The following is a 15171-nucleotide window of genomic DNA, read 5'->3' as shown; positions in this document are numbered from 1 at the left end:
CTTTCCCCAACAGGGGAAAATGAGCGCCCATTTTTGGCCCCGGCCAGGGGCAGCTATGCTGAGCGGGAACACGCCGATCTGGTCACGGAAGAATTTATGCAGGGCATTGGCGCGAGGCGCGGGCGGCGCGCCATCTGGGGCTGGGCTCTCTATGACTGGGCAAATTCCGCCTTCGCCACCGTGGTGCTGGCGGGATTTTTTCCGCTGTTGTTCCAGGATTTCTGGAATACCGGGGCGTCGCCGGAAGTGACCAACCTGCGTTTGGGCTGGAGTAACTCCGCGGCTTCGCTGGTGATTGTTCTGAGCGCGCCACTGGTCGGCGCGCTGGCGGACGCTGCCGGGGCACGCAAGCGCCTGCTATTCCTGTTTGCATTGTCCGGGATGGTTGCCACCGCTCTGCTATCAGGGGTGCCAAGTGGCGCTTGGCTGGCGGCATCGCTGCTGTTTGTCTGCGCCACAGTCGGCTTTATGGGGGCCAACCTGCTGTACGACGCACTGCTGACCAGTGTGGCGCCGCAGGAACAGTGGCACACGGTATCAGGACTGGGGTACGGGTTGGGATATCTCGGCGGCGGGTTGATGTATCTCGGCTGTGTGGTCGCAGCACTCAGGCCGGAAGCCTTTGGCTTTGCCGACAGCACCCAAGCGGCGCTGGCCGCATTTGTGGCCACCGCGCTCTGGTGGGCTGTGTTTTCCCTACCGCTGCTGTTGCTGGTGCCGGAGCCTCCGGCCGTCGGCGCAGCGGGCGGTGGTTCGGCCTGGCTTCGGGGGGTCGCGCAGCTGCGCAGCACCCTGGGCAATCTGCGCCGCTACCGGTCGGTATGTATCTTCCTGCTCGCCTACTGGCTCTACATCGATGGCGTGGGCACGGTGATTCGCATGGCGGTGGCCTACGGTCGCGCACTGGGCTTCGAGCGCGACCAGTTGATCACCGCGCTGCTTCTGGTGCAGTTTATCGGCTTCCCCGCGGCCATTGCCTTCGGCCATCTGGGCCACCGCATAGGTCCGCGGCGGGGCATCACTATCGGTCTGGCGGTATATATCCTGGTGTGTATCTGGGGCGCACTGATCCGCTCGCCCTGGGAATTCTTCGCAATCGCAATCCTGGTGGGACTGGTGCAGGGTGGTGTGCAGGCGCTGAGTCGCTCCTGCTACGCGCTATTGATCCCCGCCCACATGAGCGGCGAGTTTTTCGGCTTCTACAACCTGATGGGTAAGTTCGCCGCACTGATCGGCCCACCGCTGTTTGGGCTCTCCGGGGCTTGGTTCGGCGACGTGCGCTATTCGATGTTGGCGGTGATTCTGTTGTTTGTGGCGGGCGGGGTGGTGCTTTGGAGGCTGCCGGACTCGGCGTTTGGGAACAAGCGGTCTTTATCGGACTCCTGACAAACTTTCGATCAATCTATCTTGCATGGGAGGCTGCCTGAGGCTTTCCTCTCCCGAACCTCATGTCATGTCGAAATAATGATAAAATTTCAACATGAAGGCTGGACATGTCGACGGCATCGACATAAGCCGCATCAAGTGTCGAAATTTACAAGAAATTTGAACATGACAATTGATGAAAGCTGGGACCCCGCTCGGCCGTACAATCAGCTCCCGCCGCTGCCCCCGGCCACCGAACTGGAAAACACAGAGGTCCTCAAGGCCTGTATCCCCGCGCGCGCCGCTTTGGCAGAGCTGAAACAGGCGGCCGAGCTGCTGCCCAACCAGGCGCTGCTGATCAACACCCTGACGCTGCTGGAAGCCAAGGACAGTTCGGAAATCGAGAATATCGTGACCACCAGCGACAAGCTGTTCCGCTACGCCGGCGAAGAGAGCCAGGCCGACCCCGCCACCAGGGAAGCCCTGCGCTGCCGCACCGCCCTCTACGAGGGTTCCGGGCACTGAACCATCGCCCACTGAATACCTCCACCGCAGTGGCCGTCTGCTCCACCATCAAGGGCACACAGATGGATATCCGCCGGGTTCCCGGCACCACCATCGCCAATACGGCCAACGGCGAGATCATCTACACACCGCCCGCCGGCGAAGCTCTGATCCGCGATCTCCTCGGCAACTGGGAGCAGTTTATGCACAGCGAATCCTCAAAACTGGATCCGCTGGTCACCATGGCCGTAGCCCACTACCAGTTCGAAGCCATACACCCCTTTATCGACGGCAACGGCCGCACCGGGTGCTGAATACCCTCTACCTGATCGAAAAGGAGCTGCTGACCCAGCCAATCCTGATCTACAGCCACGAACTGGTGCAGATCCTTTTCGAGCAGCCCTACTGCCGCATCCACAACCTGGTGGACGTCGGCATCGCCCAGCGCCAGACCGCCTCCAGCTACCTGAAAAAACTCGCCGAAATCGGCGTGCTCAACGAGATCCAGGCCGGCAAGGAAAAACTGTTCGTGCACCCGAAACTGATGCAATTGGTCACCACCGACAACGACCACTTCAACCAATACAATACCCCATAGTCCCCCCGGGACCGCGGAGCTCTTTGCCCGGAGTGCGTTGAAGACGAACCAGCTCCGCCCCTGGGAACGCTGAGCTCCAGCTCGGCACCGCCTGCAAAGCAGTCGCAAAAAAACGAAACACTGAGACAGGGGGTGAGCTTGGGACCATCGCCCACAGTACTGCGCGCCATGACTCCGGAGGAGGTTGCCGAGCTGGAGCTCGGCGCTCCCAGGTTGGAACCTTCAGCACGCTTTTGGTAAAGAGCTCCGCGGCCCGGAGGTGAGTTCTAGGCAGGCTCGGCCGCTGCGGCGCCCTTGCCCGCGGGAATAACCCGCCGACCATAGGCCGCCAGCAGGAAGCCGATCGGAAACATCAGCACGCCGTAGACGGCGGAGGGAATCGACATCTCGCTGGAGTGCAGCAACGTCAGTGTCACCATCAGGCCGAGGGTGCCGTTCTTGACGCCCAGTTCGGTGGCCACCGCCAGCGCTTCGCGCCGGGACAGGCCGGTGGCGCGGCTGGAGAGCAGCCCCAGCGCTATGCCCAGCAGGTTGAGCAGTACCGCCGAGGGCCCGGCCTGAATCAGCAAATCCAAGAAGCGGTCTCGAATCCCATAAATGACTGCCGCCACCAGCACCGCCAGCACCAGGCCGCCAAAAATACTCACCAGCCCCTCGGCGCGGCTCGCCAGTTGGGGCAGAAAAGCGCGCATTACCATGCCGATGGCCACCGGTAGCAGAACTATTGCGGACAGCATGGCGACGGTCCTACCGAACGGCAGTACGATTTCCTGCTGGGTACCAAAGTAAGTCTGCAGTGCGTAATTGGTGAAGAACGGCAGGGTCAGAATAGTGATCATGCTCGCGGAAACCGTCAGCACTATCGACAGCGCCACATTCCCGCGCGCCAGCAAGGTGAACAGATTGGAGGTGGTGCCGCCGGGACAGGCGGCGATAACCACCAGCCCGACTGCTATGGCCGGCGGCAGGCCCAGCGCCCAGCAGAGGGCGAAGGCGACCAGCGGCATCACCAGGATTTGCGCAATGGTTCCAACGATCAGCCCGGTTGGTTTCACCGTCACCTGGTGAAAATCCCGGGCGGTCAGGGTCATGCCGATACCGGTCATGATGATAAACAGGGAGATCGGCAGGCCGATCGAGATCAATGGTCCTGATTCCACACCGGCCTCCTTTAAGGCATTATTTTAGTAACTACTCACTCACAGGAAACCTGCATTGGATTAAGGGAATCACCCTGTAGGAGCGGGCCATGCCCGCGATCGGCCTCTGTTCGCGGGCATGGCCCGCTCCTACAGGGGTGAGCAGTTACTTTTTTATTCGCAATGAAAGTTAGCACAGCTCGGCGGAAAGCGCCGCGGCAGCTGCCCCACTCGTCGAGGCGACCAATGGCTCGAGCGGATTCAGTCCCGAACCACTGGACCAACCTAATTTGGTCGGTGAATACTCCCTCCATTGTCAGGGATTGGAACCTGCCCTGGCTCCCCGATGAACGCCGGGAGCAGCTGTCGGCCTTTTTCTCCCGGGAGGAAATCCGCAACAGACTGCAGCGGGAGCTGGAGACCTTTGTCGCAAGCGGGCCGAGCAAGCGCCTGGGTGTGTATTTTGAAAACCTCTGGAGCTTTGCCTTCACCCACCACCCCCACTACGAATTACGTCAGCGCAATCTGCCTTTGCGCCACAGCGGCCGCACCCTGGGCGAACTGGACTTTGTGGTGCGGCACCTGCCCACCGACAGCACCGAGCACTGGGAGCTGGCGATAAAGTTTTATCTGCAGGTGGATAATGACCGCTGGGTTGGCCCGGGCCTGCACGACCGGCTGGATATCAAACTGGCGCGGATGCGCGATCACCAGCTGCCGGTGATCGAACAGCCGGCGGCGAAAAAAATCCTGCAGCAGCAGGGCATTCTGATCGAGCGCCAGTGGACACTGATGCCCGGCCGTCTGTTTCGCCGCCTTGGTGACAGGAACCAGCCGCTGGACGCAGACATCAATCCCACCAGCCATTGGTGGGCGGCGCCGAGCGAGTTCCGGCAACGTTTTGTCACCGAAGCCTACCACTGGGTGACACTGCCCAAACAGGGCTGGCTGGCGGATCGGGGCTACCGGGTTTTGCAATCCCGCTCCTGCGCGGCGCTCGCGGAAATACTCGAAAGCGAAGGACTGCACAGACCGCTCTGCGTCGCAGGGCTCATCGGTGGCCGGGAGCGGACCCGCGGCTTTATCGTGCCCGACGGCTGGTATCAATCCGCACTGGATACCCTTCGATAGCCCGTCGGGAGGATTGACAGCTACCCCTTTATCTTTATAATTTTCAGAAATTTCTGAAACTTAAGAAACCCATGAAGCTGACCAGCCAGGCCCAGGCCTTCGTATTGCATTTTGGAGAGATGGGCAGCCGCTGGGGCTTCAACCGTACCGTCGGGCAGATGCTGGCGCTGCTGACCATCCAATCCGAGCCTCTGAACGCAGACCAGCTGGCCCAGGCGCTGAAGATCAGCCGCGGCAATGTGAGCATGGGACTGAAGGAACTGCAGGCATGGCGCCTGGTGGAACTGCATCACTTACCCGGGGACCGGAAAGACTACTTTACCGCCGCCGGCTCCATCTGGGATATGGCGCGCACCGTGTTCGAGGAGCGGCGCAAGCGCGAGCTGGACCCTACCCTGTCACTGTTGCGCCAGCTGCTGCTGAACGACCCTCAAGACGAGCAGGAAGCCCGGGCGCAGGAAAAGATGCAAGAGGTGTACGACCTGCTGGAACTGTTGGACCGGTTTGCCAACACTTTGAGCAGGCTGGAGCAGAAGGACCTGCTAAAACTGATGAGGCTGGGATCCGGGCTCAGCAAGCTGCTTGCGCTCAAAGGTAGAAAGAGCTGAGGGGTAGATCCTGGGTCCCCTCTCCCCCGGCCCCTCTCCCCAGAAGGGAGAGGGGAGCACACAAGTCCCGACCACGATACCGCAGAGGTCTTTATGCTGGACACCCTGATACTGTCGAGAATTCAGTTCGCAGCCAATATCAGCTTCCATATTCTCTTCCCCGCCATCACCATCGCCCTGGGCTGGTTTCTTTTCTTTTTCAAATTGCGCTTCGACCAGACGGACAATCCGGTGTGGATGCGCGCCTACCGCTTCTGGGTGAAGGTATTCGCGCTCAACTTCGCCCTGGGCGTAGTCAGCGGCATCACCATGTCCTTTCAGTTCGGCACCAACTGGCCGGGCTACATGGAAACCGTGGGCAATATCGCTGGGCCGCTGCTGGGTTACGAGGTGCTGACGGCGTTTTTCCTGGAGGCGACCTTCCTGGGGATTATGCTCTTTGGGATGAACCGGGTGCCGAGCAAGGTGCACACCTTTTCCGCACTGATCGTGGCCATAGGCACCACCCTGTCCGCCTTCTGGATTCTGGCGCTCAACTCCTGGATGCAGACACCGGCCGGCTTTGAGATGCGCGATGGCGTAGCCCATGCCGCAAACTGGCTGGCAGTGATCTTCAATCCGTCTTTCCCCTACCGGCTGACCCATATGTTGCTGGCCTCCGGCCTCACCGCGTCCTTTTTTGTCGCCGGGCTCTCCGCCTACCGCATCCTCAAGGGCGACGAGAAACGGGCGCCGCGCCTGGCGCTGAAAACCGGATTGATAGTAGCGGCAATCCTCGCCCCCATTCAGGTATTTGTCGGCGACCTGCACGGGCTCAACACCCTGGAACACCAGCCGCAAAAAATCGCCGCCATGGAGGGGATCTGGGAAACGGAAACGAGCGTCCCCCTGCTCCTGTTTGCGGTACCGGACGAGGAGACCAGGAGCAACCATTTCGAAATAGCCCTTCCAAAAATGGCCAGCCTGATCCTGACCCATACCCTCGATGGCGAAGTCCAGGGGCTCAATGATTTCGAAGACAACCACCCGCCGGTGGCGCCACTCTTCTACGGCTTTCGCATTATGGTCGGCGTCGGCGTGCTGATGCTGCTGACGGCATGGACCGGCTGTTGGCTTCTGTACCGGCGCGGGGAACTGCCCCGCTGGATGCTCAAGGTGGTGGTGGCGATGACCTTCTCCGGTTGGCTGGCCACCCTCGCCGGCTGGTATGTCACCGAGATAGGGCGCCAGCCCTGGCTGGTGACCGGAGTGCTCAGAACCGCCGACGCGATAACGCCGGTGCCGCCATCCAACGTGGGCTTTTCCCTGGCTCTCTACCTGACAGTCTACGTGGTGCTGATGTGGGCCTATATCCACACCCTGCGGGTGATGGCCCTGAAATCGGTGGAAGTCGAGGAATTCGAAACGGCGGAGCCTATCCGCGGTGGCAACCTCACCAACCTGCCGCAATCCGCTGGAGACAACACACAATGAACGAACTCACTGCAAGCGAATGGCTGCCGGTTGTTTTTATCGGCTTGATGGGGCTGGCGATATTGCTCTACGCGGTGCTCGACGGCTACGACCTGGGCGTGGGAATTCTGCTGCCCATGGGGGAGGAAGACGAGGCGCAGCGGGACACCATGATCGCCTCCATCGGCCCCTTCTGGGACGCCAACGAGACCTGGCTGGTGCTGGCGATCGGACTGCTGCTGATCGCCTTCCCCATCGCGCACAGTTTTATCCTGACCCACCTGTATATTCCGGTGGCGATCATGCTGCTGGGGTTGATACTGCGCGGGGTCGCGTTCGACTTCCGCGCCAAGGCGGCAGTGAACCACAAGCTCGCCTGGGACCGCACTTTCAAGATCGGCTCGCTGCTCACCACCCTGACCCAGGGCTATATGCTCGGCCAATATGTGATGGGCTTCGAGCCCGGCTGGCCGTCGCAGCTGTTTTCCGCGCTGAGCGCGCTGGGTGTGACCGCGGCCTATAGCTATATCGGTTCCGCGTGGCTGATTATGAAAACCGAGGGCAAACTGCAGAGCCGCGCGATTCGCTGGACACACCTCGCCGGGCGCGCGGCCTTTGTCGGTGTGGTTGCGGTCTCCCTGGTCAACCCGATGGTCAACCCCGGCGTATTCGACCGCTGGTTCACTTTTCCGCTGGTGATGTTTGTGCTGCTGATTCCGATGCTGTGCTTTTTCGCCTTCGGCGCCAACGAGATTCTGCTCCGGCGCCTGCCGAAGGTGGATGACCGGCACTGCTGGATTCCCTTTGTGAATGTGCTGCTGATTTTTCTTCTGTCTTTCACGGCCCTGGCGTTCAGTTTCTTCCCGGAAATCGTGCCGGGTAAAATCACCATCTGGGAGGCCGCCAGCGCCACCGAATCGCTGATATTTATCCTGGTGGGCGCGGTGATCGTGGTGCCCCTGATACTGGCCTATACCATCTATGCGTATAGGGTGTTCCACGGCAAGGCGACCGAGTTGCACTATCACTGAGCTCAGTGGTCCGAACTAAGCAGGGGACAACGATACCCTTAGGATGGGCAAAGCGCAGCGTGCCCATCACTGGCCGCCTGATGGGCACGCTGCGCTTTGCCCATCCTACGACTTCGGTGCGCCTGGGACCCACTCTAAATGAGAAGAATTATCACTTAGCTTAGTGTGAAGGTTTGCCTGCCCCGACTGACGCCTGATTGCGTCGACAGGCGGGCGACCCCTCGGGCACACTACCATTGACTGGCGGCCCCCATTTCCAGCCAAAGGAGATGCCTCCATGCCGACGATAACTGCCCACACCCTCGAACACGACTTCCCCGAGTATATTGAGACCATCAAACGCCTGGCTGCCGAGGACTTGGGGTTCAGAATCGACAGACGGGAGTACGAGCGGCTCGACAAGGAAATCCGCGGCCTGCAGGAGAGTGGCATCGGCACCGACGACGAGCACTACAACAGCCTCAAGAAACGGCGCGCCTACCTGAAGCAGCACCTGTACCACCTTATCGCCAATGGCGCCGCGGGCCAGCCAGCTATCTGAGAGACAGGTTCTGCCCGCCCCTGGGCCGGCTCAGCACCGCTGTAGGAGCGGCCGCTGGCCGCGAACGGGTTCGCAGCCCGTCGCCGGCAGCCACTCTTAGAGCCTGTTTGCGATCTACGGTGCTGCACGTCCAGCGCGGGGTCGGGAGGGGTGCCTCTTTCCGGGACACGCTGTGAATACATCCCTGTACGCTCGTAATCGGCATCCCTGCCTCATACGGTCCCGAAAAGAGGCACCCCTCCCGACCTGGAGAGTTCTTCGCGAGATTCTAAACAGGCTCTTACAGGGGCAGAGGTAAAAAGGCGTTACGCCTTTTCCTTCACCAGCGCCTCGTCCATTTCCGTGGCGCGGCGGAAGGCATCGCGGTCGGCGGCGCGGGCGGCGTAGTCGACTAGCTCCGGGCGCTTCTCCAGGGTGCCGAAACTGATCCCCCAGTTGACCTGCGCCCCCACATACACGTCCGCTGCGGTAAAGCGTTCGCCGGTCACATAGGCGTTGGTCTTGAACCAGTGGCTCAGGTTGTCGACCACGGCGGCGTAGCTGCCATAGCCCGCCATCATCTGCTTTTCCGGCTCAGGCTCCACACCGAATACCTTGAGGTCGGTGATCGCGGCTTCCATGGGACCGGCGACAAAAAACAGCCAGCGGTAATAACTGGCGCGCTCCTCCGGCCGCGGCGCCAGGCCTGCCTCGGGGAAAGTTTCCGCCAGGTAGGCGCAGATAGCAGCCCCCTCGGTTACCACCTGGTCCCCGTGGCGAATAGCGGGCACCTTGCCCATGGGGTTAATGGCCAGATACTCCGGTGATTTCATGCTGCCGCCGTACTCCAGTATTTCCGTGCTGTAGGGCACCCCCGCTTCTTCCAGCATCCAGCGCGCGATGCGGCCACGGGACTGGGGGTTGGTGTAAAGAACGAGTTCCTTGGTCATTGGGCTTTCCTCCATTGATGAATTGCTGATGCTAACAGCAGGCACCAGTAAAACATGCGGACTATTACCGGTAATAGCTGCGCGACGGGCAACCCGTCGCAAAAACCCATCCCGCTGTCGACAACGACGGCGCGGTTCAGCACACTGTGCTCACATCCTGCAACAGGGGTCTTCGATGAAACTCTACTTCACCCACGCCTCCCCCTACGCCCGCAGCGCTCGTATCGCACTGCGCGAGCACGGCCTGGAAGAAAAACTGCGCGAAGAGGTATCCCATCCCTTCGACAACGCCGGCGAATTTATTGCCAGCAACCCGCTGGGCAAAGTGCCCTGCCTGATCGCGGACAGCGGCCGGCCGATTATGGACAGCGAGGTGATCTGCGCTTATCTCGATAGGGAACTGGGAGACGGCCGGCTGGGACAGCCGATGGAGAAGGACTGGGAACTGAAAACTTTCTACTCCGTCTGTTCCGGCCTGATCGATACGTTGGTGCTGTTGCGGGTGGAAAAAGGGCGGGACCAACAGGGGCTGAAATCCGACTTCTGGTGGCAGCGGTACCAGGCCGCCACCGCGCGCACTCTCGATTACCTGGCGGAACATCTCGATCTACTGCCAGAGCAACTGACTCTGGCCCATATCAATCTGGCCTGCGCGCTGGCTTATGCGGATTTCCGCCACCCGGAGATCGACTGGCGCAGCGGGCATCCGCGACTGGCGGAGCTTTCGGACAAGCTGGAGAGTCGCGACAGTTTTGTCGCGACCAGGTTGCGGGAATAAACCCTTCTTTTGTAGGAGCGGCCCATGGCCGCGATTGATGCTGGGGCCTTCCCGAAATTCAATCGCGGCCATGGGCGGATGGCCGCCCCGCCGCTCCTACATTGACGATATAGAGGTCACAAGAGGTAATAAACCGCGACTAACCGCTATGCCGCTGCCGCCATTTGGCAAATTTTTTCAACACCTTGTGCGGGTGTTTGGTGTACCAGCCGTAGCCCAGATTGCGCTCCAGGGACAGCTCCCGGACATCGTAATACACCTTGCCGTCGCGATCGCCGAACACCGGCCTGTTGTCGCCGCCGGGTTCGTAAAAGCGCGCCCACAGGGGGTTGGCATCCGCATCCGGCACCAGCTCCCGGTAGTCGTGCTGCCCCTTTTCCCAGCGGTAACCGAGAATCTGGTTTTCCGCGAACCACTGGTGCGCGCTCTCTATGACCTTCCTGACATCGTCGGTCGGTTCTTTCAGCTCCATCAGAAATAGCACCAGCTCCGCGCTCTCCGCGGTCGACAGGGCCACCGGCTCGAAGGCCCGGGCGGCCGCGGGTGCCAGTGTCTGCGGATCAAGCTGGGCGCCCCAGATGGTGGCGCGGCCATCGCTGACAACCTGGGCGTCCACGATCATCTGCAGGCCCCGCTGCAGGCTGTCCGCGGCGCGCTCCCGCAGGGGCGCGGGCAGGAAGTCCAGCCCCTCCTCCCCCCGCGCGGCGGCGCTGACGATTTTCAGCAGGTCGCACACCACCTTGTCGTTGAAGGTGATCAGGTCGTGGTACTTGCCCCGCAGTGGAAAGGACTGGGGCCAGCCGCCGCTGGGGTATTGCGCCAGCAGTATCAATTGCAGCGCCCGCTCGGCGGCTTTCGCGTAGCGCTCGTCTCCGGTCGCTTTGAAGGCGCTGGCCATCACCCAGAACTGGGTGCTGGTGGCATTGTTGTCGAAGGTGGGAATATAGTTCTTCTCGGTGCCGTAGGCCTGGCCCGGCCTGCGCGGCTCGGTGCTCATATCGGTGCGCTTGGACCAGCCGCCGGACGGGGTCTGGTAGCTGAGCACGATATCCGCAATGCGCCGCCCCTCTGCGGTGCGGTAGAAGTCCACCTTCTGCTTCGGGTCGAAGCCGAAGTACTTGGCCTTAATGGCCGCTGCCGGCTTCTGCAGCCCGGCGCGGCGCAATTCTGATGCCATCTGCTGCTGGTCCATCTCGCGCAGCTGCCGGGACAGTTCCCGATAGTCGGCCATGGTTTCGGCGGGCCGACGTTCGTCCGGGGTTTTCGCATTGCAGGCGACGGTTGCCAGCACCAGTAATCCGACCGACAGAAGCCTGTACGTTTTCATGGTTCGGGTTCTTATCTCTTCTCGCGGGGTTTATCGCTGCGCCGCAGGGGGCACGGTATTGTCAGGCAACATTATTGCACTGGTCAGGCCAATGTTTCCAGCGCAAATTCCGTCTGGGGCCCAATCCCACCTATTGGCGAGCCAGGATTCTGCCCCCGGGCGCCGTCTGCCAGAGCCCCGCTTCCGCCCAATTCGCGTGATCCGAAGTGATACTGCCCAGGCCGTCCACCTGCAGTGCTATCTCGCGTGCTCCGCGCAGCGGCAGCAGCACCTGCCGCGGGGGCTGCCAGCCGACGGCGCCACTGGACCAGACGGTGCGGTCGTCCAGAAGGACACTGAAGCGCACACTGCCGCTCTCGCCGGCGCGGTCCAGCCCGTAGTAGCTGTGGAAGAAGTTTGCCCCCTCCGGAATGCGGTAGGCTACTTTCGAGAAGGCGTGTACCCCGAGCCCCTTGTCAAAATTCCGGCCGTAGATGTTCAGCGGATCGTTATTGACGCTGGCGTCGCGGCTCAAACGCCCCCAGTCCTGGTGGAAGTACGACTCCTTGATATCGCTGAGGTAGACACGCCCCAGGCGGTCGAACTCCACCCGGTTGAGGCTGTGGAGCTGGTAAACCTGCACAGTCATAAAACCGCCCACCACTGCGGCGGCTATGGCACCTCCGTGAGGTATCTTCACGGAGGTGGGCAGGCGGAGCCCCAGCCCCAGAGTTGCCAGGGCAAACAAGGTGAGAACAACTACCAGCCAGGAGAGCTGCCGCCAGATGGCATCGCCCTCCAGGGGCAATACCAGCAGTATGTTGCAGGCGCCAGCGTCGCATAAACAGCCCCGCCAGCACCGGCAGGATGACGATGGCCTGGAATTTCCACAGCAGCGCCAACGCGAATGCGGCACCGGCAATAAAAAAACGCGCGCGAAAGGCGTACACCAGGGACAGCCACATGGGCAGGAAGGGCAAAAGATCCACCTGCCCCCACACTGGACCATCCAGCAGCAGCGCCGGACTCGCCACCACAGCCCAAAACACCGGACTCTTCAACGGCTGTACATTTCTCTCGCACAGCGAGCGCTCCACCCGGTGACAGAGCCACAGCTGTGTGACCAAAACCGGCAGCAATACAAAAAACTTCAGCTATACGGGGGAAACCGGTGGATATTCAAATCCGGCAAAGTCGAATATTTTTGCCAGCAGCCAGAACCAGTGCAGTAGCAGGGGTGGGTAATTGGCCTGGGCATGTTGGTAGCCCTGGGCCATCTGCTGCATCCAACTGGTCCAATACCCCAGGTCGCTGCCGTGGCCGTTCCAGTAGAGAGCACAGATGAAAAACAGGGAGCCGAGAGGCAGGGCCCAGCCCCGGGATAGCGGTGAATATTCCATTTCGTTTTGCTTATTGTTTTAAGCCTGGGGAAAAGCCTTGCGGGCTCGTTCCATTCCTAGAACGGGGATGTTATCACGACAGTTTGTTTGCGCTAACACTTCATCAGTCAAAGAAAGGGATATGACGCCAGGCAAAAAAAAGCCACCGGTTTCCCGGTGGCTTTCGCTAAGATCCCACACCGCGCAACTTGACCAGTTCGTTCATCAGGCCGTCCAGGCCACCGTAAACGGAGATCCGGTCGATCTTGCCGGTCACGCGCTCCAGCGCTTCCAGTTCTTTCAGCCGCACCAGGGTCGGATTGTTGTCCATCATCTTCGCGGTGTTGTGCAGCGCTCGCATCGCCTGGGTTTCCTCGCGGCGGCGGATCAGGTTGGCCTCCGCCTCCTTTTCCGCCTCCACCACCCGGTTCAGGATCAGCTTCATTTCACCGGGCAGGATGATGTCCTTGACTCCGACGTCGACCAGCTCGATACCCGAGGCCTGCAGGCCCCCGGCAACCGCCTGGCGGATCTCGCTGTTGAGCGCGTCCTTGTTCTCTAGCAGTGTATCCAGCGGGCGGGTACCCACCGCCTCGCGCAACGCCAGTTGCAAAACGCGGTAGATATGCGCGCTGTAGTCACTCAGGGTTTCCACGGCGGTGCGCGTATCCACCACCCGGTAGCCGGCGGACAGGTTTACCCGCAGGGAAACCCGATCGCGGGTCAGGATTTCCTGGCCATTGACCTCCATCGCCTGCAGGCGCAGATCCACCAGCTTCACCGACAGGTTGCGGCCGTGCTTCCAGAACGCGTAGCTGCCGGGCTCCAGCATCTTTTCCAGCTTGCCGTTGACCTGCAGCAGGCCCAGATGGCGGTCGGGAACCTCCACGTAGTGCAGCAGCTCCTGCGCCTTGCGCAGCAGGCGCATCGGCAATCCCTTGCCCAGTAATGCGACCAGGTGGGGAGCGACTGCCGCCTCGGCATCGATATCGATCGATTCCACGCGCATCGCATCGATTCCCTTCCACAGGGTCAGGGCGCTGGCCGGGCCCAGCAGTTCCGCCAGTTTGCCGTCCCGGTACACCAGCGCCACCTCCCGGTCGCCGGTCTCGTAATGGGCCAGGTGTTCCGCCAGCGATGCGTACTCGCGCAACAGGTATTTGATATTCGGCCGCGACATCACCAGTTCGGTGGCATCGTAGTGCTCGACCGCAACGTTCCCGCCGAACAAATTGATCCGGTGGCGGCCGGGCATCAGCAGCGACTGGTAGCGTCCGCGCCGGAATAACAGCGCGCGCTGGTTGTCCGCTACATCGATAGTCTTCCAAAGTTTCATAACATCTCTCCTTGAAGATCGCGCCTCCGGTAAGCCCGAAAGCAAAAATAAAGAGGGAGCCACCTGCCCGCGGCGGGGCCGCCGGTTTGTGCCAACCGGGCGAACGACAGCACTCCCCGGTGCTGTCTCTCGGGCATCGGCCGTCGCACATCGCACACCTCCTGTGTGTACCGCCTCCTGGCGCGCTGTGTTTCCGGCTTACTCGCGTCGCGCGGCGGGCAGACCCGCCGGCGGCGACGTCGTGGGCAGCGCATCGCGCAAACTGCGCGCGATGCAGTGGCCCCCTGGGTGGATATTCTGCATGCGTGACAGGCATGTGGGGATTCGAACCCCGGCCTCCCGGCCTTCCCGAAGAGTCGATTTGGAGTCGACGTGGCTGCTATCGCGGGAGTCGAACCCGCGACCAACGAATACAAATTCGCTGCTCTACCTCTGAGCTAGATAGCAAGGTGCCTATCGCATCGGCCGCGATCGGTACACGGCCAGCCAGGGGCCGCCGCGCCAGCCTGGAGTTGGACCCAGTGCCGCTGTTCGCGCCGATTGTCGATAAACGCGGTAACGGGCGGTTCCCCGCCCAAAAATCAAAAAACCCCGATCGGATCACCGAACGGGGTTCAGAAAAACCACACAACCGGCGACCTGCGCCGGTCACCCAGCGCGCTATAGAAAATAGTTATCAAATTCCCGGTACGGATTTTCTGTCACCGGGAGCTGCCTTCTCACAGGCAACACAAATCCACAGTGGGCAAAATCACTGCCCGCGGGCTCTGTGTACGGATAAAGATCGTTACACCACACGGTTGCACTCCGGATTTTGGGCAAAAAAAAGCCCGGAAATTGACTTTCCGGGCTTTTGGAATCCACTTGGGTTTCCCATCTCCGGAAAGGCCAACGCCTTCCCGAGAGAAAGCGCACTAAACGAAATCTTTTCGCACAGGCCACTGCGCCGCGAAATATTCGCAGCAAAGCGCTGTATTTGGTTTTCCTAGCATCAATGGCATTTCAGTGCTCAAAAATAATCTGTTCGTTGAGAGGGCGCGCATATTACGCTCCTCCATCAGACTGTCAATAGTT

17 protein-coding genes and 1 tRNA gene are annotated in these 15171 nt (G+C 60.9%); 11 read left to right on the top strand and 7 right to left on the bottom strand.

Annotated features, from left to right (window positions below):
• Positions 1-33 precede the first annotated feature (33 nt).
• The 4 genes from PP263_RS21400 (at position 34) to PP263_RS21385 (ending at position 2467) form a co-directional block, all read left to right on the top strand.
• Positions 34-1386 carry an MFS transporter gene (locus PP263_RS21400; protein ID WP_308366117.1) on the top strand — a complete coding sequence of 451 codons (1353 nt, stop codon included), beginning with the start codon at positions 34-36 and terminating at the stop codon, positions 1384-1386.
• Between the two features lie 165 nt (positions 1387-1551).
• Positions 1552-1890, top strand: coding sequence for a Fic/DOC family N-terminal domain-containing protein (locus PP263_RS21395; RefSeq protein ID WP_308366116.1), 339 nt, complete (start codon positions 1552-1554; stop codon positions 1888-1890).
• A gap of 29 nt (positions 1891-1919) precedes the next feature.
• A complete protein-coding gene (locus PP263_RS21390) occupies positions 1920-2183 on the top strand; it encodes a Fic family protein (RefSeq protein WP_308366115.1) in 264 nt (87 codons plus the stop codon).
• Positions 2177-2467: a hypothetical protein gene (locus tag PP263_RS21385; protein ID WP_308366114.1), complete on the top strand. Its 291-nt coding sequence runs from the start codon at positions 2177-2179 to the stop codon at positions 2465-2467. Before PP263_RS21390 ends, PP263_RS21385 begins: the two co-directional genes overlap by 7 nt.
• A gap of 266 nt (positions 2468-2733) precedes the next feature.
• Here the strand turns inward: PP263_RS21385 and PP263_RS21380 are convergent, their stop codons facing one another.
• A complete protein-coding gene (locus PP263_RS21380) occupies positions 2734-3627 on the bottom strand; it encodes a bile acid:sodium symporter family protein (protein WP_308366113.1) in 894 nt (297 codons plus the stop codon).
• A gap of 276 nt (positions 3628-3903) precedes the next feature.
• Between PP263_RS21380 and PP263_RS21375 the strand changes: the two genes are divergently transcribed.
• The 5 genes from PP263_RS21375 (at position 3904) to PP263_RS21355 (ending at position 8369) form a co-directional block, all read left to right on the top strand.
• Positions 3904-4737 carry a DUF1853 family protein gene (locus tag PP263_RS21375; RefSeq protein WP_308366112.1) on the top strand — a complete coding sequence of 278 codons (834 nt, stop codon included), beginning with the start codon at positions 3904-3906 and terminating at the stop codon, positions 4735-4737.
• Between the two features lie 71 nt (positions 4738-4808).
• Entirely contained in the window at positions 4809-5345 is a 537-nt protein-coding gene (locus PP263_RS21370) for a MarR family transcriptional regulator (protein ID WP_308366111.1), read from the top strand.
• Between the two features lie 93 nt (positions 5346-5438).
• The gene (locus PP263_RS21365; RefSeq protein ID WP_308366110.1) at positions 5439-6818 is read left to right on the top strand and encodes a cytochrome ubiquinol oxidase subunit I; all 1380 of its coding nucleotides are present in this window, start codon (positions 5439-5441) and stop codon (positions 6816-6818) included.
• Positions 6815-7828 carry a cytochrome d ubiquinol oxidase subunit II gene (locus PP263_RS21360; protein WP_308366109.1) on the top strand — a complete coding sequence of 338 codons (1014 nt, stop codon included), beginning with the start codon at positions 6815-6817 and terminating at the stop codon, positions 7826-7828. Before PP263_RS21365 ends, PP263_RS21360 begins: the two co-directional genes overlap by 4 nt.
• A 277-nt stretch (positions 7829-8105) precedes the next feature.
• The gene (locus PP263_RS21355; RefSeq protein ID WP_308366108.1) at positions 8106-8369 is read left to right on the top strand and encodes a YdcH family protein; all 264 of its coding nucleotides are present in this window, start codon (positions 8106-8108) and stop codon (positions 8367-8369) included.
• A gap of 305 nt (positions 8370-8674) precedes the next feature.
• On the opposite strand, the gene PP263_RS21350 is transcribed toward PP263_RS21355, so the two are convergent.
• Positions 8675-9298 carry a glutathione S-transferase family protein gene (locus PP263_RS21350; RefSeq protein ID WP_308366107.1) on the bottom strand — a complete coding sequence of 208 codons (624 nt, stop codon included), beginning with the start codon at positions 9296-9298 and terminating at the stop codon, positions 8675-8677.
• 175 nt (positions 9299-9473) lie between these two features.
• Here PP263_RS21350 and PP263_RS21345 point away from each other — a divergent pair, with 175 nt between their 5' ends.
• The gene (locus PP263_RS21345; RefSeq protein ID WP_308366106.1) at positions 9474-10076 is read left to right on the top strand and encodes a glutathione S-transferase family protein; all 603 of its coding nucleotides are present in this window, start codon (positions 9474-9476) and stop codon (positions 10074-10076) included.
• Positions 10077-10215: 139 nt separating this feature from the next.
• On the opposite strand, the gene pelA is transcribed toward PP263_RS21345, so the two are convergent.
• From pelA to PP263_RS21320, 5 genes are all read right to left on the bottom strand, one after another.
• Positions 10216-11403, bottom strand: coding sequence for a pectate lyase (pelA, locus tag PP263_RS21340; protein ID WP_308366105.1), 1188 nt, complete (start codon positions 11401-11403; stop codon positions 10216-10218).
• 130 nt (positions 11404-11533) lie between these two features.
• Positions 11534-12190 (bottom strand): NPCBM/NEW2 domain-containing protein, encoded by a 657-nt coding sequence (locus PP263_RS21335; protein WP_308366104.1) that lies wholly within the window; start codon positions 12188-12190, stop codon positions 11534-11536.
• Between the two features lie 346 nt (positions 12191-12536).
• Positions 12537-12782: a hypothetical protein gene (locus PP263_RS21330; RefSeq protein WP_308366101.1), complete on the bottom strand. Its 246-nt coding sequence runs from the start codon at positions 12780-12782 to the stop codon at positions 12537-12539.
• A 166-nt stretch (positions 12783-12948) separates the two neighbouring features.
• Entirely contained in the window at positions 12949-14097 is a 1149-nt protein-coding gene (locus PP263_RS21325; protein WP_308366099.1) for a slipin family protein, read from the bottom strand.
• A gap of 373 nt (positions 14098-14470) precedes the next feature.
• Positions 14471-14544 (bottom strand) — tRNA-OTHER (locus tag PP263_RS21320).
• A 74-nt stretch (positions 14545-14618) separates the two neighbouring features.
• Between PP263_RS21320 and PP263_RS21315 the strand changes: the two genes are divergently transcribed.
• Positions 14619-15086, top strand: coding sequence for a hypothetical protein (locus tag PP263_RS21315; protein WP_308366098.1), 468 nt, complete (start codon positions 14619-14621; stop codon positions 15084-15086).
• The last annotated feature ends 85 nt before the right edge of the window (positions 15087-15171 follow it).

This window comes from Microbulbifer sp. TB1203 (genome assembly GCF_030997045.1).
Classification (GTDB): Bacteria; Pseudomonadota; Gammaproteobacteria; order Pseudomonadales; family Cellvibrionaceae; genus Microbulbifer.
The sequence above is the reverse complement of the archived record's forward strand: the minus strand, read 5'-3'. Positions and strand labels throughout refer to the sequence as shown.

Excerpts from the sequence above, each read along its gene's own strand:
- PP263_RS21395 (WP_308366116.1), top strand. The coding sequence starts at position 1,552 with ATGACAATTGATGAAAGCTGGGACCCCGCTCGGCCGTACAATCAGCTC.
- PP263_RS21370 (WP_308366111.1), top strand. The coding sequence starts at position 4,809 with ATGAAGCTGACCAGCCAGGCCCAGGCCTTCGTATTGCATTTTGGAGAG.
- PP263_RS21365 (WP_308366110.1), top strand. The coding sequence starts at position 5,439 with ATGCTGGACACCCTGATACTGTCGAGAATTCAGTTCGCAGCCAATATC.
- PP263_RS21360 (WP_308366109.1), top strand. The coding sequence starts at position 6,815 with ATGAACGAACTCACTGCAAGCGAATGGCTGCCGGTTGTTTTTATCGGC.
- PP263_RS21355 (WP_308366108.1), top strand. The coding sequence starts at position 8,106 with ATGCCGACGATAACTGCCCACACCCTCGAACACGACTTCCCCGAGTAT.
- PP263_RS21350 (WP_308366107.1), bottom strand. The coding sequence starts at position 9,298 with ATGACCAAGGAACTCGTTCTTTACACCAACCCCCAGTCCCGTGGCCGC.
- PP263_RS21345 (WP_308366106.1), top strand. The coding sequence starts at position 9,474 with ATGAAACTCTACTTCACCCACGCCTCCCCCTACGCCCGCAGCGCTCGT.
- pelA (WP_308366105.1), bottom strand. The coding sequence starts at position 11,403 with ATGAAAACGTACAGGCTTCTGTCGGTCGGATTACTGGTGCTGGCAACC.
- PP263_RS21330 (WP_308366101.1), bottom strand. The coding sequence starts at position 12,782 with ATGGAATATTCACCGCTATCCCGGGGCTGGGCCCTGCCTCTCGGCTCC.
- PP263_RS21325 (WP_308366099.1), bottom strand. The coding sequence starts at position 14,097 with ATGAAACTTTGGAAGACTATCGATGTAGCGGACAACCAGCGCGCGCTG.